Raw genomic sequence first — 24,682 nt, forward strand, 5'->3', positions numbered from 1 at the left:
GAAACCGGCGCTTGCGGGGACGCGAGTCCGCAGCGACCGGAAAACGAACGAATCGGCCCGGCACCGGCCCGGTGATTTTCCGCGAGCCAGTCAAACAAATCAAACCCGCACGATGGGGCACATGATGACTCATTCAACGCTGCGCGTTCTTGTGTTGCTGACATTGCTGTCCGCAACTGCTGCTGCTCAGGACTCAGGTTCGATCGATGAAGTCCTCGCCGAGAAGCTGCGGCCGCTGATCGAAGCGCATGAAGGAGATGTCGCGGTCTCCGTCAGACACCTCGATTCCGGAGCCGCGTTTCACTACCGATCTGACACCGTCATGCCAACCGCCAGTCTGATTAAGTTTCCGGTGATGATCGAAGCCTACCGGCAGGAGGAAGCCGGACGACTGGATCTGTCCGCGACGGTGACACTCACAAAGAACGACAAGGTGCCCGGCTCCGGAATCCTGACGAAGCACTTTTCGGACGGCGCTGAACTGACCCTCCGGGACGCAATCCGGCTGATGATTGCGTATTCCGATAATACCGCGACGAATCTTGTTCTCGACCGAATCGGACTCACATCGACCGCTGACACGATGGCCGCGATGGGATTTCCGGAAACGAAGATCCATTCGAAAGTGTACCGCGGAAGTACGTCCGCTTTTCCCGAACGCAGCCGGGAATTTGGTCTCGGCAGCACAACCAGTTCCGACATGATCGCGCTGCTGGATCAGTTGCATCGCCGGGAACTGGTGTCGCCAGAGGCTTCCGACGCGATGCTGGACCACCTGACCGCCTGTGAAAGCCGGGACATGCTGCCTTCGCTGCTGCCGGACGACGTCAGAGTTGCTCACAAGTCCGGGTCCGTTTCGAACGCTCGCACCGACGCCGGCATTCTGTTTACAAACAGCGGCCCCATCGCAATCTGCGTTCTGACTAACAACAACAAAGACCAGAGCTGGGGCAGCAACAACGCGGCACAGGTTCTGGGTGGACAGATTGCCCGAACGGTCTTCGATCATTTCAATCCGTCCCTGCCGAACGACACTTCAGATCGAACAACGCTGCGACAGGGCGACTTTGGCCTGATGGTTGAAGCCGTTCAGCGAACTCTGAATTCCATGCTGGAACCGTCGCCGCAACTTTCCATCGATGGCGATTTCGGTCCCGCGACGCTGGCCGCGGTCAGAGACTTCCAGAGACAGTCCGGGCTGCAGACGTCGGGCGTCGTTGACTCCGACGTCTGGAAGGCGCTAAGTCCGCTGCTGACCGAAGACGAACCGGTCCCGGACCCAATTGTGGTGAATGCCCAGGTGCTGCCACTGGCCGAAGCAGACTCCGTCGACGGACCTCCGTTCGTCACGTGCCGGGCGTGGGCGATCGCCGACGACAGCGGTGGTGTCCTCTTCAGCGAAAACGCGGACTCGGTTCTGGATATTGCCAGCACTACCAAGATCATGACCGCCTGCGTCGTCCTGCGTCTGGCGCAGGACAATGCTGCCGTATTAAATGAGACCGTGACGTTTTCGCTTCGAGCCGATCGAACGCGCGGTTCAACAGCCGCGATCCGCGAAGGCGAACAACTGCCGGTTTCAGAAGTGCTTTACGGTCTGCTGCTGCCTTCCGGCAATGACGCGGCCGTGGCACTGGCCGAACACTTCGGAAATCGTTTGCGTCATTCGCCGAGCGAAGAACGGCGTCCGGAAGCGGATCCGCTGCGCCTGTTCGTCGACGAAATGAATCGCACCGCAACGGAACTCGGCATGACGAAAACAACCTTCCGCAACCCCAGCGGACTTACGGAAGACGGACATTCGTCGACGGCCGCTGATCTGGTGAAGCTTGCGGCGACCGCGGTCTCGATCCCGGCGTTTCGCAGGTACGTCTCAACTCGACAGCGAGGATGCACGGTCACCGGCTCCGGCGGCTACCAGCGAAACGTTCTCTGGAAAAACACAAACCGGCTTTTGGCAATCAGCGGCTACGAAGGTGTGAAGACCGGCACAACGGACGACGCCGGCGCCTGCCTGGTGTCACAGGCGGAACGAAACGGTACCCGATTGCTGATGGTTGTGCTGGGTTCGACTTCCTCTGATGCTCGCTACACCGATAGTCGCAATCTGTATCGCTGGGCGTGGCAGCAACTTTCCTCCACAACGCAAACCGCAGCGCCGGATACAGGCAGGTCGGCGGAATGAGTGATTCCGATCCGGCTGCGGTGTCGCCGCACGACCGTTGTGCGATGTCTGCTGCCGACCTGCAACGCTGGAAACGCCTCAATCGTTTGGTCACACTTCGCGCGGTCAGGGAACCGTGAGACTGAGTCGACAAGATCCCGCATGCGACAACTGCTGCAAATCCCGCTGCTGATACTGGCGATGCTGCTGGTCGGGGCCATCGGATTCCGCCTGCTGACCGGGCTTCCAATCCTGGAGTGCTTCTATCTGGCGGTCATCACACTGACAACCGTGGGATCGCATGAGCCGGAGCCGCTGACTCCGGGCGTCATGCTGTTCACGGTCACGTATCTGGCCTGCGGGCTGGGGGTCTTCACGTACAGCGCGTTTCAATTCGGGCAGACGCTGGTCAACGCAGACCTGAGATCAATTCTGGAGCAACGTCGGATGGAAGCAAAAATTGCCAAACTGACCAACCATTTCATCATCTGCGGGTACGGACGCATGGGTGCGACGCTGTGCGATTATCTGCAGCAGCGCCGTCAGCCGTTTGTGATCATCGAAGAGGATCCGGAACTGTTTACGGTGGAGATGAAGCAGCGGCAGTGGCTGTTTCTTTCCGGTGACGCGACTCAGGACGATGTGCTGAAGCAAGCCGGAGTGGAACGTGCTCGCGGACTTACCGCCGTACTGCCGACCGATGCCGACAATCTGTATCTGGTGCTGTCGTCACGACTGCTGTCGAAGAATCTGCAGATCGTCGCCCGCGCAACGGACGAGCGCGCGTCGCAGAAGATGCTGCAGGCCGGAGCCACGCGGGTCATCAATCCGCTGTCGTCCGGCGCGATTCGCATGGCCAGATTCATGCTGTCTCCCGGCATCGAAAACTTCGTGGAAGTCGCGGAATCCGGCGGCGTCGACTGGGAGATCGTCGAGTTTCAGGTGCCTGAACATTCACCGCTGATTGACAGAAAGCTGAGTGAAACCCGACTTCGCGAATCCGGGATCATGCTTCTGGGAGTCAGCCGCGCTTCCGGGCAGAAGTTCTTTCCTCCGCCGGGCCACCTGAAGATCGAACGCGGCGACAACCTGTTTGCGTTCGGCAGCTCGGAAAGCATTGCCGATTTGTCGGCACTGACGCAGCCGGATCTGCCGGCGGAGAATCCGGCCGGCAGCGCATAAAAAAACGGCTGACCGCGATATGTCGGTCAGCCGCTGTTTCAAACACTTCCACCGCGACGCTTATCGCTTGGTGGCCTTCTTCTTGGCAGCCTTTTTCTTGGTGGCCTTCTTCTTGGCAGCCTTCTTCTTCGGAGCAGCCTTCTTCTTCGGAGCAGCCTTCTTCTTCGCTGCCTTCTTCTTGGTTGCCTTCTTCTTAGCCACAGTGTCCTCCTTAATCTTGTTCGTTGTGGCCTACCTGCCGCAGTTACCGGGCTTCGAAAAAACCATTGGGCAGTGAAACCACACCTCACGAAAAAATTTCACCACACTTACACAGTTGTGGTGAAGCAGGCTCTGTCCGAATGACACGATCGTGATGAAGACCTTACTTCAGAAAGTTTCAGCATCACGAATCATTCATCACCACTCAACAGAACCTGCATCAACGTTCGGGCGAAATCGTATTCAAATTGACGGAATGTGCAAGACTGTTCTTCATCAATCGATCGCGATGTTTCCGAAGTTTCAAAGAAAGCTTTCAGCAACATCACAGGGTCCTGTTCAGCGGTCAATCGCGCGAGTCGTCCGGCCTCGTAACCGAATGCTGCGGTGATGATGAATGACCGCGTCGCGCGTCCGATGATCGAAGCTTGCACGATGTCCTTCAGCGACACGATCAGTCGTCAAGGTCCGTCAGAACACGCTGCAGATAACTCAGACTGTCGCGCGCGATCTTCTCCGCGCCGGGACTGTAGTCGAAGACTTCCACGGACACCCATCCGCGATAACCGACCTCGCGCAGCGCGCGCAGAATCGGATGATAATCCGTCTCACCCATCCCAGGTCCCAGCAGGTTGGTGTCGTTCACATGAAAGTGTCCGCAGACATTTTTGTGACGATGAATCAGTTCCGGAATGGAGTCCGCTTCCGCTCCCAGCATCGCCTTCACGTCCTGATGCAGGATGAATGACGGGTGGTCAACCAGCGTCATCAGCTCCACTGCTTCGGCACACGTGTTGATAAAATCCGTTTCCTTCGACGTCAGCGGTTCCATGCACAAAACCACGTTTTTTTCGGCAAATACCGGCATCGCCGCCCGAAACACCTCAGCCGCGAACTGCAGACCCTGATCCCGTGTAACGCCAGCCGGAAGGCTTCGCTGCTGCGGTGAACCGAATACCAGCACGTGTCCGCCCAGCACCTGGCAAGCGTCCGCCAGCAGCTTCAGATATTCGGCCGTTCGAGTTCGCACAGCGGCGTCAGGAGTCGTCAGATGCAGCCCGCTGGTCTTCGCCAGCAGCCAGTGCAGACCGATGATCTGAAGCCCGTGCTGCTCCGCCGTTTGCCGCATCGATTTCAGTTGTGACTCGGCCACATGAGTCATGTCATCGCTGATCGCGAACGGCGCAACTTCGATCCCCGTGTATCCGATGTCAGCGATCAGACGACACTGCTCATCCCACGGCATGTCTTCAAACAGTTCCTGGCAGATGGCGAACTTCATGTTGATGGTCCTTAAACGTGACGCGCGGTGTCGGTATCGCAAGTCGTAATCGAATGATGCCGCGGCCGATCATCGTTTCATGCCGCGATGGCGATGCACTCATTTCTCAGCAGAGAGAAAAAATCGGATGCTGTTCAATCGGGAAGGAAGTCGGACACCGAATCGGTCGGTCACTTCGAAGAGCAGTCTGTTCACCGCGCGAACATTCGCAATTCCGCTGCAGTCACTCTCTGCGCAAACGGCGCTGAAGGCAGCATGAGCACGTTGCGGCTGACCGAACGACCGCGAAATGCAGCCCGAACCGTACGGAACCGCGCCCCGGCCGGGAAGCATTCGGCCGCGCGGCGAGTCAGTAGTCAAGACTTGCACCGCCTTCCGCTTCGATGGCCTGACCGGTGATGAAACTCGATTCTTCACAGGCCAGAAACAAAGCGACCTCGCCCATTTCTTCGATGGTTCCCATGCGGCCGAACACCTGCAACCGCGAAACGCGTTCCAGTGCCGAATCCGGATCGTCCAGCGTGGCCGCCCAGTCGCGCATCAGCGGTGTGTCGATGTTGCTGGGCAGGATTGCATTGACGCGAATTCCTTCCGGGCCGAGTTCCTTCGCCAGAGCTTTCGTGAGACTCACCTGAGCCCCTTTTGTCGCACAATACGCGCTGGATCGGTCCTGTCCCAGCACGGCCGTGATGGACGACATGTTGACGATGGTGCCCTTTGTCTTTCGCAGGTGAGGCAGCGCGTACCGCGTGCCGGCGAACGTGCTGAGGTAGTTGATTCGCATCAGTTCCTCCATGAACTCAACCGACGTGTCGTCCAGCGACATGGCAGGAGGATGCTGGCCGGCATTGTTGACGATGCAGTCCAGCCGTCCGAAGTGCTGCACAGTTTTTTCGATGGCATCGCGAAGCTGCAGGTGCTGCCCAACATCGCAGGGCAGAAAGATGGCCTTTCCCGGTCCCGCGGCGTTCAGTTCCGCTACCAGTTTTTCGCCGGCCTGTGTGCCGCGGGCCAGTACGCTGACAAGGCCGCCTTCCCGGCAGAAGACGCGCGAACAGCCTTCGCCAATGCCCTTGCTGCCGCCCGTGACAATGACAACGCGGTCCTGAAATCTCATACCAGGATGCTCCCTTGACAGAAATGCAAAACGGCGAGTTCCGGTTGCGGGGCGCGTGAGCATTCCACCGGTCGCGCGGGCCGCATCATTTGCGATTATGAACTCGGAAACAACCGCACAACACGAACGTTCGAACTCTTCCCCCCTGGTTGCCGCAGCGGCTGATGCGGATTGGCAACTCCGGGTTTGACCCCCCGTAATCCGCGGCCTAAATCTCGGCAGCATTCTGTGCCCGCACCATTCAGCGTCGTTTCCGTGATGCAGACGTGCACGCGAAGGCAGAAAAAACTGAGCGGACCATTCCGCGCGAAGTCAGAGGAACAGCACACGTGACAACTTCCACCGAATCTTCGGAAGCCAACGGCAAGGGACTGGACGAGCTATTTGACCGGGTCAACCAGCTTCTGGGTGGCGCAACGGCTTCCGAAGAAGCGGACGCTCGTCGCGAAGCACTGCCGGCGGACAAGAACTTCACGCCGCGCCAGCCGCTGACTCTGCGGGAATCCGGCATCACCGCCGCACTGATTGAGCGGCTGATCATGAAGTTCCTGTATCAGGTCGGAGTGGCTCCCAGCCGAGTCATCGCGTCACAGATGAAACTGCCGTTCCGCATCATCGAACCGATTCTGAAACAGCTTCGGACCGATAAGCAGATCGACCTGACCGGAACCACCAACACGGGCGACCCGGAATTTTCCGTGACAGACGCGGGGCGGGAAAAAGGCCGCCGCTATACGGACGAGTGCACCTATTTTGGAGCCGCCCCGGTTTCACTGGAAGACTACGTCCGTTCCGTCGCCGCTCAGTCGATTGCCGACGAAGTCGTCACCGCCGACGACCTGCGCCGCGCCTTCGACGGGCTGATCATCAACCAGGCAATGCTGAACCGCCTGGGACCAGCCATCAATTCCGGCCGCGGCATGTTTCTGTTCGGCCAGCCTGGTAACGGCAAGACCAGCATCGCTGAACGTGTCACGGACGCCTTTGGTTCGGCCATCTGGATTCCGCGAGCGATCTACCTGGAAGGAGAGATCATGCGCGTCTTCGATCCGGGTGTTCATGAAATCGTCGACGATCAGACTCAGTCCGGCGGACTTCTGGACTCGCACGATATCGACCGCCGCTGGATTCGCATTCGACGGCCGACCGTCATCGCCGGCGGTGAACTGACCATGGACGAACTGGAAGTCACCAAGAACCGCCAGTCCAACATCTGCGAATCGCCTTTGCAGTTGAAGAGCAACTGCGGGACACTCGTGATCGACGACTTCGGTCGACAGAAGATGCCGGTTGATGTGCTGCTGAACCGGTGGATCGTTCCGCTGGAAAAACGGTACGACTTCATGAACCTGCCCAGCGGAAAGAAGCTGAAGGTTCCCTTTGACCAGTTGATTGTGTTCTCAACCAACCTGGAACCGAAGGACCTGGTCGACGGAGCGTTTCTGCGCCGAATTCCCTACAAGATCGAAGTCCCCGATCCGACCGTCGAAGAATTCCGGGACCTGTTTCACATCATGTGCGGCGTTACCGGATTCGAAATCGATGAGGATGCCATCGAATACCTGATCGAAACGCACTACCTGGCGATTGGTCGTCCTTTCCGACTTTGCCAGCCACGCGACCTGCTGCTTCAGGTACGAAACTACTGCAACTTCCACTGCCAGCCGCTGGAGATCTCGCGAGCCGCCTTCGACTTCGCCGTCGAAAACTACTTCTCCGTGATGTAGTTCGCTCCCGAAATTCACGCCGCATCGCGCCGCGCGAAAAGAAACGCGGGGCGGCCGATGCGGCGTCGCGGCCAGGCCGCGAATTCCGGTCAGTCGGGCTTCTTCGGAAAATCGAACTCAACCAGCTCGCCGCTTCCGAAGTCCACTTCCTTCCAGCAGACGCTGCCGAGCCGCACGACGCAGATCCCGCAGGTCGGCACGTTGTCGATGTCGTAACCGGTCAGAGCATTCACGAATTCGGTGAGCCCCGGATTGTGCCCGACCAGCATGATCCGCAGCACGGACTTATCAAGGCCGTGTACAACCGTCAGCAATGCGTCCGCCGAAGCGCCGTAGATTCGGGGATTGATCCGCAGTTGTTCGTCTCCGAGCCCCAATTCCCCGGCGATGATCCCGGCGGTCGACAGAGCCCGCGCAGCGGAGCTGCTGACGATTTTCTCCGGACCAACTCCGCGCCGAGCCAGGCGTCGACCCATCACGGGCGCGTCCCGCTGACCGCGTTTGTTCAGCGGGCGGTCATGATCCGGAAGGGATGCGTCCTTCCAGCTCGACTTCGCGTGGCGGACAAGAAAAAGTGTCTTGCTGTTCATCGAATGCCGAACGCCGCTCGATGCTTCACTGAATTGATTTCGCAATCCCTGTCCGCCAACATGTCGGCCCACCTTCCGTTCCATCAAAGTTCAGGAGTCTTAAGTGATGAACAAATGGCCGATCGGAGTGTTCGCGTCAATCGACGCCGGGCTGGGAGTGCATTTTGATGTCGTCCGGGAACTCGGCATCCCTTCCATTCAGTTGCACGCTCCTCACAAACAGACGCGCACGCAGGCATCCGCAGATGCGTTTCTGCAGAAATGTGCCGACGCGGGAGTCACCGTGACCTGCGTGTTCGGGGGCTTCGAAGGAGAAAGCTACGCCGACATCCCGACAACCGCGCGGACCGTGGGACTGGTGCCGGAAGAAACTCGCGCCGCGCGGGTGCAGGAAATGAAGGAAATCAGCGACTTCGCAAAGCTGCTGGGCTGCAGCGCCGTGGGACTGCACATCGGCTTTGTGCCGGAAGACACCTCGTCGACGGGGTATCAGGATCTGCTGCAGACGACCCGCGATCTGCTGGATCACGTCAAGGCAAACGGCCAGACACTGCATTTGGAGACCGGACAGGAAACTGCCGATCATCTGCTGCACTTCATCAGTGACGTCCAGCGCGACAACCTGTTCATTAACTTCGACCCGGCCAACATGATTCTGTACGGCACCGGTGAACCCATTGAAGCTCTGAAGAAGGTCGGCGCTTATGTTCGCAGCGTTCACTGCAAGGATGCCAAACGAGCCCCCGCGGATCGTCGCGGAAAGGACTGGGGTCGCGAAGTCGCACTGGGAGACGGCGACGTCGGAATGGAAGACTATCTGCGGACCCTGGATGAACTCGGCTATGACGGCCCGCTGACGATTGAACGCGAAATTCCGGAAGACCGCGACCAGCAGAAGGCGGACATCGGGAAAGCAATGCGACTGCTGGTCGATCTGCGGGACAAGATCCTGTCCTGACAACGCGTCGCCGACGGTTCCCGCATGTCGCTGCTCCGGTTCCGGGCAACAGCCGGAGAATGCGGCAGGCTGCCGTCACTTTGCCGCCGGTTTCATCAGGTCCATCGTGACACTGGACATTGTGGCCACACCGGTGCGCAGCGTGTCTTCAAAGTCCGGATAGTAGACCGGCGAATGCAGCGACGGCGGCGTTCGCCCGGCCATTTCATACTGATCCAGACGTCGCTGACTGACGCTGCCCAGGCGGTACATCACGACGGGGACTCCCGCCTTTCCATACAGACTGAAGTCTTCCGCTCCCATCACCTGCTCCGGCACTTCGAAGTTGTCGTCGCCCACGGTGCGTTTGAGCGACTCCGTCACCCTCGCGGTCAGTTCGTCATCGTTGTAAAGCGCCGGAGATCCTTCGGAAAACCGAACCTCCGGTTCCGGTGCCCGCGCGCCGGCGGCGACGGCTTTCGCTTTGCGTTCGATGGCTTCCAGCAGGTGCTTTCGGACACCGTCATCGTAACTGCGAACAGTCAGTTGCAGATGGCATTCGTCGCCGATGATATTGTGCTTGGAACCGCCGTGGATCGATCCGACCGTGACGACGGCCGGCTGCAGCGGGTCGATTTCGCGGCTGACAATCGTCTGCAGCGACACAACCAGTTCGGCTGCCTGCACGACCGGATCAATCGTGGTATGCGGCGCGGAACCGTGTCCGCCGCGGCCCTTCATGGTGATGTCCACACTGTCGACGTTCGCCAGAGCGTACCCCGCGCGGCAGGCGACTCGTCCGGCGGCCAGGTCCGAACTTACATGCAGCGCGACGGCGGCGTCCGGTTTCGGAAAACGTTCGAACAAACCGTCATCCAGCATCGCCTTCGCTCCACCGACGCGTTCTTCCGCGGGCTGTCCGATCAGCACCAGAGTCCCGCTCCACAGATCACGGTGTTCGGCCAGATATCCCGCCACTCCCACCAGGCTGGTCATATGAATGTCGTGACCACAGGCATGCATGACTCCCGTCTGACTGCCGTCGGAACTCGTCACCGTTCCGGAGGACGCATACTCCAGCCCCGTCGCTTCACGCACCGGCAGCGCGTCCAGATCAGTTCGCAGCATAATCGTGGGACCGTCGCCGTTTTTCAGAACGGCCACCACGCCGTGGCCGCCCACACCCGTCGTGACTTCGTATCCGACCGCACGCCATTCCTGAGCAATGCGCGCGGCGGTTTGTTCTTCCTGAAACGAAATCTCCGGATTGCGGTGGAAGTGGAAATACAGCCGCACGAGTTCGTCCAGATGCGCTTCGGTCCAATCTTCCACGGACCCGGCCTGCGCGGGAATCGCTGTCGTCAGCAACAACAGAATCACGGAAAGACGTTTCATGACGAGCCTTTCAACAGAACCGAAACCGCGAATCCGCCAGCCGTCGGCAAACGGTGGCGGTGAAGACCGGAAGTATCCGGCGCGAACGAAGCGGGATCAAGCCGCGCGATCTTTCGCCGGCGGCGGTTTCCCGCGCATTTGACTGCGAAGTCGGCGGCCTCGAAGTTAGACTGTCGAAAACCATCGTGTCCCGCCAGCCGGAGCCTCCTGAAGACAGACCAGCCATGCTAAGGGCAACGTTCCGCACCATCACAGCCACCATTATCTGTGTCACTGTTTCCTTCGCCGCCGGTGCGGACGGTCAGACCGTTGACTTCCGACGCGACGTGCAGCCGATTCTTGAAACGCGGTGCTTTGAATGCCATGGACCGTCCTCCCGCGAAGGCGGGCTGCGACTGACAAGCCGCCGTGATGCCCTGGCAACCACAGATTCCGGCCGGCCGGTGATTGTTCCCGGACATGCCGACGCCAGCCTGCTGCTGAAACGAATTAGCAGCGATGACAGCGATACCATGATGCCGCCGGCCGGCGATCGACTGACGAAATTGCAGATTCAGACACTGACGTCGTGGATTGAATCCGGCGCTGAATGGACTGAAGACGAACCGGCGGCAAAGCACTGGGCATACGTCAAACCGCGTCGGCCGGAGCCTCCCGACGTGAGGAATGCCGCGTGGCCGACGAACGCCATCGATCGCTTCGTCTTGTCAAATCTGGAACGACGCGATCTTCAGCCGTCGCCTTTGGAAGAACGAGCCCGGCTGCTTCGCCGGATTTCGTTGACGCTGACCGGTCTGCCGCCGACCGTGCAGGAAGTTGACGCGTTCGTGGCAGACGATTCGCCGGATGCCTGCGAACAGGTCGTCGACCGGCTGCTGGCATCGGACCATTTCGGAGAACACTGGGCCAGGCCGTGGCTGGACCTGGCTCGCTACGCGGATTCCAACGGATTTCAGGCCGACCAGCTTCGCGAAAGTTGGGCGTATCGCGACTGGGTCATCAACGCTTTGAATTCTGACATGCCGTACGACCGGTTTGTCACTGAACAAATTGCGGGCGACCTGCTGCCGAACGCCACCGTCGACCAGAAAATCGCCACTGGTTTTCATCGAACCGTTACCTGCAATGTCGAAGCGGGTGTCCATCCGGAAGAGAACCGTGTGAACCAGGTGATTGATCGCGTCAACACCACAGGCACGGTGTTTCTCGGCACAACGCTGGAATGCTGTCAGTGCCACAACCACAAATACGATCCGTTCACACAGGACGACTACTATCGGCTGTTCGCATACTTCAACAACACGCCGCTGGAAGTGAAGCTGACCAGCGGCGTCAGCTACGACTTTAACGGGCCTTGGATGGAACTGCCGACCGAACCTTCGCAGCAGCACAAATGCGAGCGACTGCAGCGGCAACTGGACGAACTGAAACAGAAACAAAAAGCCGCCGACAAATCGTCGGACACGAAGGAACTGGGTTCGCAGATCAGCGGCCTGCAGCAGCAGATTGACAAGCTTCGGCCACCGTCGACACTTGTCATGGTGGAACTCGATCAGCCGCGTGAAACGTTTGTCATGCTGCGAGGCGACTACCTGAATCCGGGCAGCCGGGTGAACTGCGGCACTCCGGCGGCGCTGCATGAGTCCCTTGAATCGCAGCCCGCAAATCGACTGGGTCTGGCACAGTGGCTGGTTTCCCCGGACAACCCGCTACTGGCGCGAGTGGCCGTGAACCGGCTGTGGGCAGAATGTTTCGGGCACGGAATTGTCGCCACCGCGGAAGATTTCGGAACTCAGGGCGAACCGCCGACGCATCCGGAACTGCTCGATTGGCTGGCCTGCGAATTCATGGAACCATCGTCAGGCGCAGGACCCTGGTCGACGAAACACATCCTGAAACTAATTGTGATGTCATCGACGTTCCGGCAGTCTTCCCGAGTCGATGCGGCGACGCTGGCTGTCGACCCGCAAAACACGCTGTACACGCGAGGTCCCCGCTTCCGGATGTCGGCCGAGACCATTCGTGACAACAGCCTTGCGGTCAGCGGACTGCTGTCATCAAAAATGCATGGTCCTCCGATCATGCCGTTTCAACCCGACGGAATCTGGCGGCAGGTTGGTCGCAATGCACCCGTCTGGCAGGCAGCGACGGACGAAGATCGCTTTCGCCGCGGAATCTACGTCGTCTGGCGCCGAGCGGCTCCGTATCCGAGCTTCGTGAATTTTGACGCGCCCGATCGAGCCTCCTGCGTCACCAGACGACCTCGCAGCAACACGCCACTGCAGGCGCTGACTTTGCTGAATGACCCGGCATATGTGGAGATGGCTCTGTCGCTGGCCCATCAGATGATGACGCATGACAACAGCGCCAATCCGCGGACGATCGCCGTCTACGGAATGAAACGCTGCGTCGCGCGGGAACCGACCAGCGAAGAGGTCGACCACTTGCTCAGCGTCTTCGAAGTAGAACTCGCACGACTTCGACAGGCTCCGGCAGAAGCAACGGCCATCGTCGACGGTGTCGAAGGTTTCCGTCCACCGGACACCGTCGACGCCATTGAACTGGCGGCCTGGTTCCATGTCGCCAACGTGCTGCTGAATCTGGATGAAACAATGACCCGATAGTGATTGCCGGCCGGACGGGGTGCGGCCGGCGTTTCACAGCGACGCGAACAACCAATCAACGACATCTCACGCGCGGCGGCCCGCATTCCGTGCCGCTTCGTGCGTTCCGAACGTCCATCCTGGCGGGATGGACCCGCGGGAAACGATCATGACCTCGCTGCTGACTCGCCGATACCTCTTACAATCCGCCGGCTCCGGTATCGGAGGCGCTGCGTTCGCGACGCTGCTGCAGAAGGACCGGGCGTTTGCCGAGGACGCGGAACGACTGCCGGTTGCAACAGCGCCGCCGCACTTTCCTGCTCGCGCGAAGAATGTCATTTACGTTCACATGGTGGGAGCGCCGTCTCACCTGGACCTGTTTGACTTCAAGCCGGAGCTGCAGAGGCGCAGCGGCGAGCTGTGTCCCGACGAGATGTTTCAGGGCAAGCGACTGGCCTTCATTCGCACTCAGCCGAAGCTGCTGGGAACGCCGATGGAACGGAAGTTTCAGTTTCGACCGTGCGGCGCTGCCGGAATCCAGATCTCGGACCTGATGCCCCGCCTGCAGACGGTTGCCGATGAAATTACGTTCGTGCGATCCCTGCATACGGATCAGTTCAACCATGCTCCGGCACAGATGGCTCTGCTGACCGGGTTTCAAAGATTCGGCCGGCCCAGTCTCGGAGCCTGGACCACCTGGGGACTCGGCAGCGAGAACGAGAATCTGCCGGGGTTTGTGGTGCTGATCACGGGACAGGTGCTGGGAGCCGGTAACAGCGCGTGGGGAAGCGGGTTCCTGCCGACCGTTTTTCAGGGCGTCGAATTTCGCAGCCAGGGGGATCCGGTGCTGTTTCTTTCAAATCCTGACGGAGTCGGAACAGAAAGCCGTCGGCGAATTATCGACGCTGTCAATCGCCTGAACACTGTGCAGCTGGCTGATGTCGGCGACCCGGAGATCGCAACCCGCATCAGTCAGTATGAGATGGCGTACCGAATGCAGTCGTCGGTGCCGGAACTGATGGATATCGGTTCTGAACCGGCACATATCCATCGCCTGTACGGCACCAGTCCCGGTCAGACCAGTTTCGCCAACAACTGCCTGCTCGCCCGGCGGCTGGTCGAACGCGGCGTTCGCTTTGTGCAGTTGTTCGATCAGGGCTGGGACCATCACAGCAACGTATTCACCAATCTGGCCCGCAAGACGCAACAGGTCGATCAGCCGCTGGCGGCGCTGATCCGTGACCTGAATCAGCGAGGCATGCTGGACGAAACTCTCGTCGTGTGGTCGTCGGAATTCGGCCGCACTCCCATGGGTCAGGGAGCCGACACCGGCAGCAAGACAACCACCGGCCGCGATCATCACAGGGACGCTTACTCGATCTGGATGGCGGGAGGCGGCGTCAAACGCGGTTTCGTTTACGGACGAACAGACGATCTTGGATATTCCGTGGTCGAAGACGGCATGCATATCCACGATCTGAACGCAACTATTCTGCACCTGCTGGGCATTGACCACGAACGTCTGACGTTTAAGTATCAGGGTCGACAGTTCCGCCTGACCGACGTGGAAGGCGTCGTGGCAACAAAGCTGTTGGCCTGACTGACCTGACCGGTCCGACGCCGACGGCAGACCTGCCGTTGCGACGAAAAGCGATTGCCACGCGCAACGTCAACGGTCGGAGCAATCCGACTCGAAGCTGGCGATTCCACGCGGAACCGTTCCGGTCTATACCCCGAGCGGGGCAATTTGAGGAATTCTGGCTCGCGGCATGAAAAAGTGCGAAAAGTATCAGCGTTCGCCGCGGCCAGTATAAACTGCCGCGCATGAGCAACCATCAGCCAGTCGCCGAATCGTGGAAGTTCTGCCCTCGCTGCGGTGCGGAAGCCGACGTCACCGGTCGCAATCCGTTCCACTGCAACTCCTGCGGACACACGCACTACTTCTCTCCGGTCACAGCCGTCGGCGCGATCACAACGGACGCGGACGGCAACGTGATGCTGCTGATTCGGGCAAAGGATCCCGGCAAAGGCAAATTCGGTCTGCCCGGTGGTTTCGTGGATCCCGGTGAATCGGCCGAAGACGCGCTGCGGCGAGAAGTGTTTGAAGAAGTTTGCCTGCAGGTCACGCGGCTGACCTTCCTGGCAACATTCCCCAACAGCTACGAGTTCGCCGGAACCGCAATTCCCGTGACCGATCTGTTCTTCATCGCGGAAGTTCAGTCGTTCGACGGTATCGCTGTGCAGGACGGTGAAATCGCCGCGTGGCACTTCTGCCGCCCCGGTCCGAGCGAACTGGGCAACATGGCGTTCGAATCCAACAGACTCGCGCTGGAAAAGTATCTGCAGCAGCGAACTCCGCCGACGTGAACTCAGCCAACCAGCCTCATGGCGACGGTTGCGGCTTCGCGGCGGAAGGATTGCTGACTGGCGTTCACCAATCTACGTCCGTCGTACTTTCTGCGAATGCGCGGAAGCTAACGTAGACGTTGCCCCGAGACGTTTGGCTCAGCAGATCGGACGGAATTCATACTGACCGGCGACTAACAGCGAATGCGGCGGCCGAGATGCGAACGCCGGATACACGGGAACCCCGATCTCGTCGAAGTAAAAACTGTTGTGGGATTCCGCGCTCACATCGACCGGGCAAAAGCTCCCGTCGATGGCTGCTGATGGGCCGTCAGAAGTTGCCAGCAGATCGGAAAGTACCGCAAGTGCGTCGTCAATCTCGAGCGGATGGCTGGCGATGCAATGCTTCCGATGATGAGAGGTCACGGTGTTGTATTCGTCAGGCTGCGCAAATTCGGGTAGTTGTTGAGCCCAGAGTTGAACGATGTCGCGGGTCGTCAGCTGGGGAAATCGTTCAAAGTCAGGCACGTGCGGTGCCGACGACTTCAACGCATCCCAGTCAGACCTGTCAATCAGCAACGCATCCTGCAACAACTGGCCTGGCTGAAGTTCGCTCAGCCATTGCTCCTGCGTACTACCATCTGTGAGGACCCGGTTCTCCGTTGCGAAGTACGGTGGCATCCACAGCAACTGAGTCCGCGTTCGCACAATATGGGCCAGGCCAGACTGCGAACACCAGGGATTCCAGCATTCCAGACACGCGATCGGTGCTACTGGCTCTGACGACCAGTCAGCATACTCAATGTTGTTTGAGAGCAAGACGTTTCCGTAGTACAGATGTCGCCAAACAACGGGCTGGTCAACACGCCAGTCGTTAGACTCCAACTTCAGTGACAGGTTGCATCGTGGAAGCATGGCGCAGTCTCCGGTCGGAACGGTCAGCCGCCGATCGTCCGCTTCAACGCTTCGGAAACGGCATCCGTCATCTGTGTTGTCGTCAGTGTTCCGCCCATGTCGGCGGTTCGCTTCGCGGGATCGCTGAGCACCTGAACCACCGCGTCACGCAGAGCCTGTCCGGCTCGCTTCGTTTCTTCGTGAGGCAGCCATTCCAGCATCATTGCGGTCGACAGGATCATGGCGATCGGATTGGCGATCCCCTGCCCGGCGATGTCGGGCGCGGAACCGTGTACCGGCTGGAAGACGGCCGTGCGATCTCCGATATCTGCGGACGGTGCCATTCCCAGCCCGCCGATCAGTCCTGCAGCCAGATCGCTGAGAATGTCGCCGAACATGTTTTCCGTCACCAGCACGTCGAAGCGTCGCGGATCGCGCACCAGAAACAGCGCGGCGGCGTCCACGTAAACATGACCGGCTTCGCAATCCGGGAATTCCTCCGCAACGCTGTCGAACACACGGCGGAAGAAAACCATCGACGAAAGCACGTTCGCCTTGTCGACCAGAGTCACACGACGTCGTCGAGTGCGCGCGATTTGGAAGGCCAGCCGACAGACTCGCTCGGCCCCGTCGCGAGTGATCGTCATCGTGTCGCAGACTTGGCTGGCGTCTGCCGCGGGCAATGCGTTCCGGCGCGAAAACAAACCTTCCGTGCTCTCGCGGACAAGCACGAAGTCGATATCGCCGGCCGAAGAGTCCTTCAGCGGCGTATCGTTCTCGTGATAGAGACGAATCGGACGGACGCCGCCGTATAAGTCCAGCCGTTCGCGCAGGTCGATCTGAGGAACGATTTCGCGTCCGTCGGGATAACGCACGCTGGGCAGCCCCATCGCTCCCAGCAGAATCGCGTCGCTGGTCCGGCACGCTTCGAACACGAAGTCCGGCAGCGCGTCGCCGCTGGAAAGGTACTCGCCGACGCCCGCGGAATGCTGCGTCAGTTGCAGCGTCACATCGTTCAGGTGCGGTTCAATTTCCTGCAGCAGCCGAACCGCCTGGGAGGTGACTTCCGGGCCGATGCCGTCACCGGGAAGAACGGCGATGTTGAACTGCCGGCGAGTCATAGGGAATGGCGTAACGAGGTAATCGCAATCTGGGGGCGATCGCAGGTGAACGGCAATCGGGCGGGCAACACAGCTCGAACCGGTGCCAGTCTATCAGCAATTCGCACCGACGCACGCAGCACCGGCCCCGCTCGAATTGCGAACCGCCCGGAGATACGCTGTGCGAACCGATTTCATCCGTTCCGCAACCATCAACGACCGCAGGAGTTCCCGACGTGAATCAACTCGTATCTCTGATCGCCCTGTCGTGTTGCACATGTGCAGCGATCGCGGCCGAACAGCAACCGATCCCGTTCATTTTCGACACAGACATCGGCAACGATGTCGACGACGCTCTGGCGCTGGGAGTGATCCACTCGCTTCAGACTCGCGGTGAAGTGAAACTGGTCGCCGTGACGATCACGAAGGACCACCCGCAGTGCGCCGCGTTCGTCGACGCGGTGAACACGTTCTACGGTCGAGGCGACGTTCCGATCGGCGTCTGCCACAGCGGCATCACGACCGAACAAAGCAAGTTCACAGTGCTGGCCGACGAAAAGGATGACGGGCGGTTGCGGTACCCTCACGATCTGCTGAGCGGAACGAATGCTCCGGACGCTGTCAGCGTGCTGAGAAAAGCGCTGGCGTCTCAGCCGGACGGTTCCGTCGTGATCGCTCAGGTGGGATTTTCGACCAACCTGGCCAACCTGCTGAAATCAGGCCCGGACGACATCTCACCGCTGACCGGACATGACCTGGCGAAGAAAAAAGTGAAGCTGCTGTCCGTGATGGCCGGAGCCTTCGAACAGATCCGCAACGATTCCGGCCAACTGTACGACCACCGGGAATACAACATCGTCAAGGATATCCCCGCCGCGACGACTCTGGCGAATTACTGGCCGACAGCGATTGTGTACAGCGGCTTCGAAATCGGACTGGCCGCCGCCTACCCGGCCGTCAGCATCGAAAACGACTACGAATACGTGGACCATCATCCTTTGAAGGAAGCCTACATCCTGTATATGCCGCCGCCCCACAATCGACCAACCTGGGACCTGACCAGCGTTCTGTATGGAGTCTACCCGGATCGCGACTTCTTCGACGTTTCATCTGCCGGAACAGTAACGGTCGCCGAAGATGGCCTGACAACGTTCGAAGCCAGCGACAACGGCCGACATCGGTACCTGATCATGTCGCCGGAACAAAAGATCCGCGTGACCGAAGCCCTGGTGCAGTTGTCGAGCCAGCCGCCGAAGTAGGAAAACTCGCCGTCGCTGAACTGGCAGCATCTCACAGAGGCACGGAGCCACGGAGGATACAGACCGCGGCACCAACCAGCCTCTGTGATCTCTGTGCCTCCGTGTTTCAAATTCCCCGTAGCGACCGGCAGCCCACCGAAATCGGCACGGCCCAAACAATCCATCGTCGACAACTTTTGACATCGGCCGGATGGCACCGGCTGGCCAATCTAACGGTTGCGGGTGATTCCGCAGTGGGCTGGAGGAGCTGCCGGAGGGCTGCGGATCGGTGCGCAGTAGTTGGGAACGACGGCGCAATGGTTGGGGGTTGCGGCGGAATGGGTGGGAGTCGCGGCGCAGTGGGTGGGAGTCGTTCCGAGCCAGTCGGCTGCGGTTTCTGCGCGCTAATTTTGGCGTCAGAACCGTTCCAACTTGTTCAACAAAACGTTCGGGCCGGAAACCGTCGGCTGTAAAACCCGACGTTTTCAATATTGCCGGCGAGGCAAACGGTGATTGTGAACCAGGGTGTACGCGTTGGCCGCGCGGCGGCTGATTCCCTCACTTTGTTTGGAAAGATGTATCCTGATGACGACAAGAACAAAGACTCCCGCCATCCCCAATTCGGAAGGCAAGTTTGATGCCTTCGCTCGCAACTTTGTGAAGCAGGTTTCGGAAAATCCCGACGAATATGATCTCAGCTCGGAAAAGATCGCGACGCTGCAGAAACAGTTGACGGAATGGGACACCACCTATGCCGCCGCCGAGGAAGCTCGCGACGCGGCGAAGGCTGCGACGGTTCAGAAGGACGAAGCTCGCGCGGCGCTGGAGGAATCCATCCGCTCAGCCGCCCGCCGGATTCAGGCCGACGACGACGTGAGCAACGCGGCTCGCGAGAAGGCCGGGCTGCCGGTTCACAAGACGACTCGCACGCCGGTTCCGCCGCCGCGTACGTCACCCGTCGGCAGCGTGATCTCCACCGACGTGCTGGAACACACGCTGTCATATTCCGACCAGGGCACGCCAGATCGCCGAGCACGTCCGTACGGCATTCAGGGCTGCGAAATCTTCGTCAGCGTCTCCGACGCCGCTCCGGCGGATCCCGACGAATACGCTTTCGTGACACTCAGCACGCGCACGCCGGAACGCATCACGTTCCCAAGCGCCGACGGCAACCGGACCGCTCACTACCTGCTGCGCTGGGTCAACACCAAAGGCGAATACGGCCCCTGGAGCAACCCCGTCAGCGCCACGATTCCGGCTGTGTGATAGCAGACGAAGAACCTCAACCCAGAACAGCAACGGCGAGCCACGTGCTCGCCGTCTTTTTTGCTCTTCGGGGAAACCGGGGTGTTGCAGACGGATCGATCATTGAACGCACGCCGATGTTCGCCGACAATGGAAACGCTGCTCTGAAAGGATCAGTCGTTGCGAGCCGACAGCAGCGGCGTTTCCGATTGTTGATGCCCGGAGGGCAGGCACAACGTCAGCCGGAGTCGGCAGGCTCCGGAAGCCGGCGACTCTGCGTCCGCAGGCCTGAAGGGCCGACGCATCCACGGCCGATAAGCCTGTATCGCCCCTCCGGGACTTTGGACAGGACTTAGGCATCTGACCGGTGGCTCACGCCACCGGCTAACGTTATGTCGGCCCGCCGGGCCTGAAACGCATCTGAACAAACACCGCCATTTCCCGGATGAGCGGTTTGTTCTGTGCGCGGGAGCCCCGGCTGCTTGTTCAACGGGGCAAGACCGAAATGTTACGCATCATTACTCCAGCATCCTGACGCCGTGCTGAATTTCCACACGCCCTTTTCGTCGCTCAGCTGCTCGCAGACTTCGCCCTTGTGGTACAATGCCCGTCCACTGTGTCCCGCAGTGGGATGCATCAGGAGCAGACTGCAACGGCCAAATGTGAGGAGTGAGAAATGCGACGAATAATTCCAGTCTTGTTTCTGGCACTCGCCTCCGGTGCTGACGCAGAAGAAACACGATCGATCACAGTCACCGCAGTGAGTGAAGTCAAGGTGGTGCCGGACGAAGTCGTGCTGACCTTCTCTGTCGACACGGAAGCCGCAGCGCTTTTGGACGCGAAGAAGAAGAACGACGAGATCACTTCAAAAGTGTTTGCACTGGCGCCACAGTTTGCAATTGAACCCAACGGCATGACGGTGACTCAGGTTGAACTGCGCGCTGGCCAATACAGCTACAATGATGAGGGAGACTATACGTTTGCGCGTGCCCTGGAAGTGCGGTTGACGGACTTCAAACAGATCGAGCCGTTTCTTGCGGCCTTGATCACCGCGGGAGTGGACCAGATTGATGCGATGGAATTTCGCGTCCGCGACCAGCGAAAGCACCAGACGAAAGCGCGGGAACTTGCCATTGGCTACGCCCGCGAGAAGGCCAGGCACCTGACTGAACTGACGAATATGACACTGGGACAACCGATCCGGATTGAGGAGAATCAGGTTCGCAACTTTGGTGTCGGCGGATTCGCCTCGAGACTTGACAGGGCGGGGCCGTGGCGCGGATTTGGCGGCGGCGGGTTTGGCTTAAGCATTCCCGGCAATAATCAGCAGAACATCATCACACGAAAGTCACCGGTGGTTCTGACGTCACTCCAGCAGAATGAACGCGAAGCGACGGACGCTCTCATTGCACCCGGGCACATCAGGATTGAGGCAAGCGTGACTGTCGAGTTCGAGATGAGTAAGAAGTAAGGCGTGCGGCAGATGAGAATCTACCCGCCAGCCGCAGGGCGCTAGCCCCGGTTCTCAGCGTACACAACCGCGGCTAGCGCCGTGCGGCTTGCGGGCAGGTAACAGCTCAGCTGCCGCTTGGCCTAACGGCGTCGGTCGTGCAATTGAACGTTGGGAGATCATGCGAATCCATGAATGGACCGCGCAGCATTCTTGTTGTTGGTTCGATCAACATGGACCTGGTTGTGCAGTCGGCTCGGCTGCCGACGCCGGGGGAGACTCTGATTGGTCGCAGCATCAGCGAGATTCCCGGCGGTAAGGGAGCGAATCAGGCTGTCGGGGCTGCTCGGCTGGGAGCGAACGTCAGTATGATTGGCCGGATCGGCGACGATGCGTTCGGCGGAAGACTGCTCGACGGCTTGAAGTCGGCCGGTATCGACACGGGCGGCGTCAGGTCGACGGAAGGTTCTTCCAGCGGAATTGCGATCATCGGCGTCGAAGACAGCGGACAGAACTGTATCACGGTGATTCCCGGAGCCAATGGCCTTGTGACTCCGGAAGACGTGAGTGCTGCCGAAGCGTTGTTTTCCGCGGCCGATGTTCTGCTGCTGCAACTGGAGATTCCTCTGGCAACTGTGCGGGCAGCGATCGAACTGGCAAAGCGGCACGGCGTGCTGACCGTGCTGGATCCTGCTCCGGCGGTCACGGATCTGCCGCCGGAGATGCTGGAGGTGGACGTCGTCTGCCCGAACGAGTCAGAAGCCAGTCTGCTGACCGGCATTGGCGTTTCGTCGCGAACCGCCGCCGAGAAAGCCGCGTTGGCGCTGCAGCAGCGCGGCGCGACGCGAGCGATCATCACGCTCGGCGATCAGGGAGCCGTCTTCTGCGACAAAAATGGTGAGTGCGGTTTCGTGGACGGCTTTTCGGTGCATGCAGTCGACACAACGGCTGCGGGAGACGCGTTCGCGGCGGCGCTGGGTTTGAAGCTGGCGGAAGCAGCCGACTTTCGCGATGCTGTCCGTTTCGCCTGCGCGGCCGGAGCCGTCGCGGCAACTCGCGAAGGTGCCCAACCGGGAATGCCATCGCGAGACGACGTCGAGAAACTCGTTTGACCAACGGCTGGCCGGGCAGCTTCAGGCTTCCGTCCCGGTGGACGCAGAAGTCACCGGACCGCCCGCGGGTTAAACTTGAATTGTCTCCATTCAACGGCTTTCGGAACAGCAGGACACTCTTATCGTGCGAATCAACCGACTCAGCGTTGTGACATTGACGCTTGCCGTGTCTGTGCTTTCCATTGCCGGCTGCGGTGAAGGCGAGAAGACCGGCGATTCGGTGTCGGCAGGCAGTTCGTCCAAACCGCGCATTGCGCTGGTCATGAAGTCACTGGCCAACGAGTTCTTTTCCACAATGGCGAAGGGCGCCGAGGATCACCAGGCGGCTCACGCGGACAACTACGAACTGATCGTCAACGGCATCAAAGACGAAACGGACCTGAGTGCTCAGGTGTCGCTGGTGGAACAGATGATGGCTCAGCAGGTCGACGCCATCGTGATTGCTCCGGCCGATTCAAAGGCGCTGATTCCGGTGCTGCAGCGAGCTCAGAACGCCGGCATCGTCGTCATCAACATTGACAACAAGCTGGATTCGCAACTGCTGGGAATGAGCGGAACGCAGATTCCGTTTGTCGGGCCGGACAACAAAGCGGGAGCTCGCAAAGTCGGCGAACATCTGGCGAAGTCGCTTCAGTCCGACGACAAGGTGGTCGTGCTGGAGGGAGTGCAAACCGCGTTCAACAGTCAGCAGCGGAAGGCCGGGTTCGAAGAAGCGATGGAAGCGGCCGGGATCGAAATCGTGGATTCTCAGTCGGCGAAGTGGGAAATCAGCGTGGCGAATCAGGTGGCTTCGGCGATGCTGACGGCTCACCCGGACATCAGAGCAATTCTGGCCTGCAACGACAGCATGGCTCTGGGAGCACTCGCGGCAGTCAAGGCAGCCGGTCGGACTGACGACGTGCAGATTGTTGGCTTCGACAGTATCTCGGCCGTGCAGCAGGCCATCAAAGACGGCAGCATTTTGGCGACTGCCGACCAACACGGCGATCAGCTTGCGGTGTTCGGCATCGAGTACGCTCTGGAGTCTCTGGACGACGACGCAGCAGCGCTTCAGGACAAGGAAACGCCGGTGGATCTGGTGACGGCGGAGTCGTTGTGAGTCGTTCCACCGCTCACCAGGGCCGAAACCGATGGGTGTCCGCAGTCGGTGAATACATCGGAATGCTATTGGTCCTCGGCACGCTCGCCGCAGTTTTCGGAAGCCTCAGCGACCGGTTCCTGACGCTGCCGACGCTGACAACGCTCGTCAATCAGATTCCCGCGCTGACAATGGTGGCGGTGGGAATGACGTTTGTACTGATCACCGGCGGGATCGACCTTTCGGTCGGCAGCGTGACAGCGCTGTGTGCGTCGGTCGTCGGCGTGCTGATGGTGGACCGAGGCTGGTCGGTGTGGTCGGCGGTTCCGGTGGGAATCCTGGCCGGAGCGATCTGCGGACTGATCAACGGCAGCGTCAGCGTGCTGGCCGGGATTCCTTCGTTCATCGTGACTCTGGGGGTGCTGGAGATCGCTCGCGGGGCCGCTCGGCTGATTACGGATTCTCAGACGAAGTTCATCGGTGCGGCAATCGCGCCGATTGGTGCTCGCATTGACGGACTGGGAGTTTCGCCCGCATTCATCGCGGCGGCGATCGGCGTGCTGTGTGCGCAGGTGGTGCTGCGGAGAACGCTGTTCGGCCGATACTGCACGGCAATCGGGTTCAATGAAACCGTCGTGAAGTACAGCGGCATTGATCCTCGCTGGACTCGCATCGCGGCATTCATCGTTTGCGGATCACTTGCGGGCGCTGCCGGCGTGATCGAAGCGTCACGGCTTGAGGTCGCAGATTCCAACGCTGCGATTGGTTTTGAACTTTCGGCAATCGCGGCGGCCGTGATCGGCGGGACGAGTCTTATGGGCGGTCGTGGTTCAATGATCAACACGTTCTTCGGAGTGCTGATCATCGCCGTCCTTCAAACCGGTCTGGCTCATCTGGGTGTTCGCGAAGGCACGAAGGGCATGATAACCGGAAGTGTGATCGTCGCCGCGGTGCTGCTGGATGCCACTCGCGGACGGCTGCGGACGTTCGCAGCTCGATCACGGCGGGAATGACTCGCCCT

General features: G+C 59.8%; 20 protein-coding genes. 13 read left to right on the forward strand and 7 right to left on the reverse strand.

Translation table 11 applies throughout. From position 1 onward, the window contains the following. Positions 1–121 precede the first annotated feature (121 nt). Complete coding sequence (locus R3C19_04685) at positions 122–2,185, forward strand: serine hydrolase (GenBank protein MEZ6059638.1); 2,064 nt, start codon at positions 122–124, stop codon at positions 2,183–2,185. Between the two features lie 141 nt (positions 2,186–2,326). Then, entirely contained in the window at positions 2,327–3,346 is a 1,020-nt protein-coding gene (locus tag R3C19_04690; GenBank protein MEZ6059639.1) for a potassium channel protein, read from the forward strand. A gap of 60 nt (positions 3,347–3,406) precedes the next feature. Here R3C19_04690 and R3C19_04695 read toward each other — a convergent pair whose 3' ends face one another. From R3C19_04695 to R3C19_04705, 3 genes are all read right to left on the reverse strand, one after another. Then, complete coding sequence (locus R3C19_04695; protein MEZ6059640.1) at positions 3,407–3,547, reverse strand: hypothetical protein; 141 nt, start codon at positions 3,545–3,547, stop codon at positions 3,407–3,409. A 454-nt stretch (positions 3,548–4,001) separates the two neighbouring features. Next, positions 4,002–4,829 carry a sugar phosphate isomerase/epimerase family protein gene (locus R3C19_04700; GenBank protein MEZ6059641.1) on the reverse strand — a complete coding sequence of 276 codons (828 nt, stop codon included), beginning with the start codon at positions 4,827–4,829 and terminating at the stop codon, positions 4,002–4,004. A 349-nt stretch (positions 4,830–5,178) separates the two neighbouring features. After that, positions 5,179–5,946, reverse strand: a complete 768-nt coding sequence (locus R3C19_04705) for an SDR family oxidoreductase (protein ID MEZ6059642.1) — start codon at positions 5,944–5,946, stop codon at positions 5,179–5,181. A gap of 329 nt (positions 5,947–6,275) precedes the next feature. Here R3C19_04705 and R3C19_04710 point away from each other — a divergent pair, with 329 nt between their 5' ends. Beyond that, positions 6,276–7,673, forward strand: coding sequence for an AAA family ATPase (locus R3C19_04710; GenBank protein ID MEZ6059643.1), 1,398 nt, complete (start codon positions 6,276–6,278; stop codon positions 7,671–7,673). 89 nt (positions 7,674–7,762) lie between these two features. Here the strand turns inward: R3C19_04710 and R3C19_04715 are convergent, their stop codons facing one another. Beyond that, positions 7,763–8,263, reverse strand: coding sequence for a histidine phosphatase family protein (locus tag R3C19_04715; protein ID MEZ6059644.1), 501 nt, complete (start codon positions 8,261–8,263; stop codon positions 7,763–7,765). 106 nt (positions 8,264–8,369) lie between these two features. Here R3C19_04715 and R3C19_04720 point away from each other — a divergent pair, with 106 nt between their 5' ends. Then, a complete protein-coding gene (locus tag R3C19_04720) occupies positions 8,370–9,221 on the forward strand; it encodes a sugar phosphate isomerase/epimerase family protein (GenBank protein ID MEZ6059645.1) in 852 nt (283 codons plus the stop codon). A 75-nt stretch (positions 9,222–9,296) separates the two neighbouring features. On the opposite strand, the gene R3C19_04725 is transcribed toward R3C19_04720, so the two are convergent. Then, complete coding sequence (locus R3C19_04725) at positions 9,297–10,595, reverse strand: amidohydrolase (GenBank protein ID MEZ6059646.1); 1,299 nt, start codon at positions 10,593–10,595, stop codon at positions 9,297–9,299. 224 nt (positions 10,596–10,819) lie between these two features. On the opposite strand from R3C19_04725, the gene R3C19_04730 reads away from it, so the two are divergent. The 3 genes from R3C19_04730 (at position 10,820) to R3C19_04740 (ending at position 15,565) form a co-directional block, all read left to right on the forward strand. Further along, positions 10,820–13,219, forward strand: a complete 2,400-nt coding sequence (locus R3C19_04730) for a DUF1553 domain-containing protein (GenBank protein ID MEZ6059647.1) — start codon at positions 10,820–10,822, stop codon at positions 13,217–13,219. A 148-nt stretch (positions 13,220–13,367) separates the two neighbouring features. Further along, positions 13,368–14,798 (forward strand): DUF1501 domain-containing protein, encoded by a 1,431-nt coding sequence (locus R3C19_04735; GenBank protein ID MEZ6059648.1) that lies wholly within the window; start codon positions 13,368–13,370, stop codon positions 14,796–14,798. A gap of 224 nt (positions 14,799–15,022) precedes the next feature. Then, on the forward strand, positions 15,023–15,565 hold the full coding sequence (locus R3C19_04740) for an NUDIX domain-containing protein (protein ID MEZ6059649.1): 543 nt from the start codon (positions 15,023–15,025) through the stop codon (positions 15,563–15,565). A gap of 138 nt (positions 15,566–15,703) precedes the next feature. Here the strand turns inward: R3C19_04740 and R3C19_04745 are convergent, their stop codons facing one another. Next, a complete protein-coding gene (locus R3C19_04745) occupies positions 15,704–16,225 on the reverse strand; it encodes a hypothetical protein (GenBank protein MEZ6059650.1) in 522 nt (173 codons plus the stop codon). A gap of 257 nt (positions 16,226–16,482) precedes the next feature. Next, positions 16,483–17,559: an isocitrate/isopropylmalate dehydrogenase family protein gene (locus tag R3C19_04750; GenBank protein ID MEZ6059651.1), complete on the reverse strand. Its 1,077-nt coding sequence runs from the start codon at positions 17,557–17,559 to the stop codon at positions 16,483–16,485. A 215-nt stretch (positions 17,560–17,774) separates the two neighbouring features. On the opposite strand from R3C19_04750, the gene R3C19_04755 reads away from it, so the two are divergent. The 6 genes from R3C19_04755 (at position 17,775) to R3C19_04780 (ending at position 24,674) form a co-directional block, all read left to right on the forward strand. Beyond that, positions 17,775–18,797 (forward strand): nucleoside hydrolase, encoded by a 1,023-nt coding sequence (locus tag R3C19_04755; protein ID MEZ6059652.1) that lies wholly within the window; start codon positions 17,775–17,777, stop codon positions 18,795–18,797. Positions 18,798–19,361: 564 nt separating this feature from the next. Beyond that, the gene (locus R3C19_04760; GenBank protein ID MEZ6059653.1) at positions 19,362–20,042 is read left to right on the forward strand and encodes a hypothetical protein; all 681 of its coding nucleotides are present in this window, start codon (positions 19,362–19,364) and stop codon (positions 20,040–20,042) included. Between the two features lie 655 nt (positions 20,043–20,697). Then, the gene (locus tag R3C19_04765; protein MEZ6059654.1) at positions 20,698–21,492 is read left to right on the forward strand and encodes an SIMPL domain-containing protein; all 795 of its coding nucleotides are present in this window, start codon (positions 20,698–20,700) and stop codon (positions 21,490–21,492) included. A gap of 170 nt (positions 21,493–21,662) precedes the next feature. Then, the gene (gene rbsK / locus R3C19_04770; protein ID MEZ6059655.1) at positions 21,663–22,583 is read left to right on the forward strand and encodes a ribokinase; all 921 of its coding nucleotides are present in this window, start codon (positions 21,663–21,665) and stop codon (positions 22,581–22,583) included. Positions 22,584–22,707: 124 nt separating this feature from the next. After that, entirely contained in the window at positions 22,708–23,682 is a 975-nt protein-coding gene (locus R3C19_04775; GenBank protein MEZ6059656.1) for a sugar ABC transporter substrate-binding protein, read from the forward strand. Then, positions 23,679–24,674 carry an ABC transporter permease gene (locus R3C19_04780; protein ID MEZ6059657.1) on the forward strand — a complete coding sequence of 332 codons (996 nt, stop codon included), beginning with the start codon at positions 23,679–23,681 and terminating at the stop codon, positions 24,672–24,674. The genes R3C19_04775 and R3C19_04780 overlap by 4 nt, the downstream gene beginning before the upstream one ends. Positions 24,675–24,682: the final 8 nt, after the last annotated feature.

Source organism: Planctomycetaceae bacterium, from assembly GCA_041398785.1.
In the GTDB taxonomy this organism is placed as follows: domain Bacteria; phylum Planctomycetota; class Planctomycetia; order Planctomycetales; family Planctomycetaceae; genus JAWKUA01.

Bases quoted from the DNA above. Each gene is read 5' to 3' on its own strand.
- R3C19_04685 (MEZ6059638.1), top strand. From the start codon at position 122: ATGATGACTCATTCAACGCTGCGCGTTCTTGTGTTGCTGACATTGCTG.
- R3C19_04690 (MEZ6059639.1), top strand. From the start codon at position 2,327: ATGCGACAACTGCTGCAAATCCCGCTGCTGATACTGGCGATGCTGCTG.
- R3C19_04700 (MEZ6059641.1), bottom strand. From the start codon at position 4,829: ATGAAGTTCGCCATCTGCCAGGAACTGTTTGAAGACATGCCGTGGGAT.
- R3C19_04705 (MEZ6059642.1), bottom strand. From the start codon at position 5,946: ATGAGATTTCAGGACCGCGTTGTCATTGTCACGGGCGGCAGCAAGGGC.
- R3C19_04715 (MEZ6059644.1), bottom strand. From the start codon at position 8,263: ATGAACAGCAAGACACTTTTTCTTGTCCGCCACGCGAAGTCGAGCTGG.
- R3C19_04720 (MEZ6059645.1), top strand. From the start codon at position 8,370: ATGAACAAATGGCCGATCGGAGTGTTCGCGTCAATCGACGCCGGGCTG.
- R3C19_04725 (MEZ6059646.1), bottom strand. From the start codon at position 10,595: ATGAAACGTCTTTCCGTGATTCTGTTGTTGCTGACGACAGCGATTCCC.
- R3C19_04730 (MEZ6059647.1), top strand. From the start codon at position 10,820: ATGCTAAGGGCAACGTTCCGCACCATCACAGCCACCATTATCTGTGTC.
- R3C19_04735 (MEZ6059648.1), top strand. From the start codon at position 13,368: ATGACCTCGCTGCTGACTCGCCGATACCTCTTACAATCCGCCGGCTCC.
- R3C19_04740 (MEZ6059649.1), top strand. From the start codon at position 15,023: ATGAGCAACCATCAGCCAGTCGCCGAATCGTGGAAGTTCTGCCCTCGC.
- R3C19_04745 (MEZ6059650.1), bottom strand. From the start codon at position 16,225: ATGCCACCGTACTTCGCAACGGAGAACCGGGTCCTCACAGATGGTAGT.
- R3C19_04750 (MEZ6059651.1), bottom strand. From the start codon at position 17,559: ATGACTCGCCGGCAGTTCAACATCGCCGTTCTTCCCGGTGACGGCATC.
- R3C19_04760 (MEZ6059653.1), top strand. From the start codon at position 19,362: ATGACGACAAGAACAAAGACTCCCGCCATCCCCAATTCGGAAGGCAAG.
- R3C19_04765 (MEZ6059654.1), top strand. From the start codon at position 20,698: ATGCGACGAATAATTCCAGTCTTGTTTCTGGCACTCGCCTCCGGTGCT.
- rbsK (MEZ6059655.1), top strand. From the start codon at position 21,663: ATGAATGGACCGCGCAGCATTCTTGTTGTTGGTTCGATCAACATGGAC.